Raw genomic sequence first — 3191 nt, 5'->3', positions numbered from 1 at the left:
ATAAATGGGTAATGTACAAGTTGCTGTAGAAGCATGTTTAGTTCGTCTGATCACAGATACTTTATAAACTATTTTAATACTTTTTTGAATCCGTCAATGCGTAAGTCCTATAAACAATCATCTTGCATATAATTCCTACAAAAATGGTTGATTTTTTTTTATTACCCTCCATCTTCGGTTAATATAACGACATCAGCTTGAGGATTATTGTTATGTCGACTGAGAACACCAACACTGCTGTCGCAGAAGAAATTCCAAACCTTTTGATTACTCCCTCTGCACAAGAGTATTTACGTGATCTATTAGCAAAACAAAATACTCCAGGAATTGGCGTTCGAGTTTTTGTAGAGCATCCAGGAACACCACGTGCTGAGTGTTGTATGGCTTATAGCGCGCCTGAAGAAGTGGTACCAACGGACTATAAACAGGATTATCCAGACTTTCCTGCATATGTAGATGCACCATCGATTCCTTATTTAGTTGATGCAGTCATTGATTACAATAAAGATCGTTTTGGTGGTCAGCTGACTTTCCGTGCACCTAACTCGAAAGTTCCACGTGTAGGACCTGATGCATCAATCGAAGAGCGTATTACTTATGTATTACAATCTGAAATTAATCCAGGTTTAGAAGGTCATGGCGGTAATTGTAGTCTTGTGGAAGTACAAAATGATCCAGAGCATGGTTTAACAGCCGTATTGAAGTTTGGCGGTGGTTGCCAAGGTTGTTCAGCGATTGATGTGACTTTGAAACAAGGTGTTGAAACCACTTTAAAACAGCATGTTCCAGAATTACAGCGTGTTGTAGATCAAACAGATCATACTCAATCAGAAGGTGCATATTTCAAGTAATTTGAAGGATTGCATTCATGAATAAAAAAGAGCCTATATGAGGCTCTTTTTTTAATTTTTGAACCTTTATTTTGTTTTTAATATTGTTTCATAACAATAAAATCATGTGTGTTAATGAGTATTTAAATAATAATAATTATCATTTGTATTGAGTTTTACTGTTTTTTTTGTTAGAATTCACATAAATTTTTAAGCAAATCTTAAGATTTGTCTCGTTTAGGTGAAAACTATGTCGAATAAAATAACCCGTAAATCTTTACTCACGCTTTTAGTGATGAGCGGAATGCTTTCCATTGCATTTGCAGCAGAAACTAAAACACAAGAGCTTAATCAATTAGAGACTATCGTGGTGACAGCGAGTGGTTTTGAACAAGACATAAAGAAAGCAGCAGCCTCGATCTCAGTACTTTCACAAGAAGAAATTAATAAAAAAGCTTATCGTGATGTCACAGATGCACTGAAAGATATTCCAGGTGTTGTAGTGACGGGGGGAGGCAGTTCTAGTGATATTAGTATACGGGGTATGGGAAGTGCCTATACCGTGATTATGGTCGATGGTAAAAAAGTGAATACCCGCTCTGTGAGACCAAATAGTGATAATTCTGGGATCGAGCAAGGTTGGTTACCCAATATTGGCGCGATTGAACGAATTGAGGTGATTCGCGGTCCAATGTCTGGTTTATATGGCTCGGATGCGATGGGCGGTGTAATTAATATTATTACTAAAAAAAATACAGCTCAATGGACAGGTTCTATTAAGCTAGATACAACACTACAAGAAAATTCAAAATCAGGTCATCTTTATCAAACCAATGCATATATCGCTGGTCCTTTAATTGCAAATCTGTTGTCGTTCAAAGCAAATGGCTTATATTCTCAGCGAGATGAAGACGAGATATATGGAGGTTATAAGGAGCAGAAAATTCGTGCTGGTGGTGCAGCCTTGAGTCTGACCCCGAATGATCAGCATACGATTGATTTGGACTATCAGCGTTCAATTCAAAATCGTAATGGAACCGTTGGAAAAAGTATCTCTCCTGTACAAACAGGTCGAAATCCTCCAGTAGATTCACTTACAGATTATTATCGAACAGAATACAGCTTAACTCATCGAGGTCAGCTTGGTCCCGTTGAAACACATTCATATATTCAGCGTGAAGAAAATGAAAATCCTTCACGCAATATGGAAGCCATCAATACTACTTTTAATACGATTAACAAGATTAACTTTGATCGTCATAGTTTGAGTTTTGGTGGAATGTATTTAAAAGAAGAATTAGATGATCAAGGCAATCAACTTAGTGTGGGAGGGGCAAAACCTGTCTCAAGTTTAGATCGTTACAGTTGGGCACTGTTTGCTGAAAATGCATGGAATGTTATAGATGATTTCACTCTGACTACATCATTACGTTTAGATGAAGATGAGAAGTTTGGTGATCATTGGAGTCCAAAAATCTATGGCGTTTGGGGTTTAAATGATCATTGGGTGATTAAAGGAGGCGTGTCTACAGGATATAAAACGCCTGCACTTCGTGCGACGGTAGCAGAGTGGGGGCAAGCAACAGGTGGTGGTCAAAGTAAGGGCGTAATTGTTGGTAATCCAGACCTAAAACCTGAAAAAAGTGTTAACTATGAGGTGTCTTTCAACTGGGATAATTTAGATCATCTCACTGCTGGACTTACTATTTTTAATAGTGATTTCAAAGATAAAATTACAGAAGTTAGAACCTGTCAGGGTGAAAATGTTGGTGCCTTAGAGTGTGATTGGTTAGGTGAAAAATTCGACTTTGTCAGCTTACGTGAGAACGTGGATAAAGCCAATATGCGTGGTGCTGAACTGACGTTCGGATGGCAGGCGTTGCCTAATGTGAATGTATCAGCGAATTACACTTTTACAGATACAGAACAGAAGAGTGGTATTAATAAAGGTAAGCCTTTAAATGAAATGCCTAAGCATATGTTCAATACAACAGCGGATTGGGAAGTATCAGATCAGTTTTCTAGTTGGGCAAGAGTTAATTATCGCAGTAAAACATCTGACTATTTAAGTCGAACAGCGATGGCGAAAGGTAAGCCTGCCTATACGATGGTAGATGTTGGTGTCAATTATAAACCTACGCAAAATGTCGCAATTGCCGCAGGGGTATATAATGTGCTAGATAAGGAAATAGATACAGAAACTTATAGTTATGTGTTGGATGGTCGACGTTATAATTTAGGACTTACATCTCTGTACACGACAAATTTCATAGAGCCCTTGTCCTATCAGGCTTTTTCTTTCTTAAAATTGCGAGCACTTTCTTAAATTCCTCTTTTTTCCCAAAACCAATCAAACGTAGA

The 3191-nt window shown here is 37.9% G+C and carries 1 protein-coding gene and 1 pseudogene; both read left to right on the top strand.

Annotated features, from left to right (window positions below; translation table 11 throughout):
• The first annotated feature begins 212 nt into the window (after nucleotides 1–212).
• Nucleotides 213–851 carry a Fe-S biogenesis protein NfuA gene (gene nfuA / locus ACSC97_RS17970; protein ID WP_004956172.1) on the top strand — a complete coding sequence of 213 codons (639 nt, stop codon included), beginning with the start codon at nucleotides 213–215 and terminating at the stop codon, nucleotides 849–851.
• A 229-nt stretch (nucleotides 852–1080) separates the two neighbouring features.
• Nucleotides 1081–3078: pseudogene (locus tag ACSC97_RS17965) on the top strand (ligand-gated channel protein); the annotation flags it as partial.
• Nucleotides 3079–3191: the final 113 nt, after the last annotated feature.

Origin of the sequence: Acinetobacter sp. P1(2025) (genome assembly GCF_051390655.1) — a bacterium.
GTDB classification, from domain to species: Bacteria; Pseudomonadota; Gammaproteobacteria; order Pseudomonadales; family Moraxellaceae; genus Acinetobacter; species Acinetobacter junii.
Note: the sequence above shows the minus strand (reverse complement) of the source record. Positions and strands in the feature narration are given on the sequence as shown.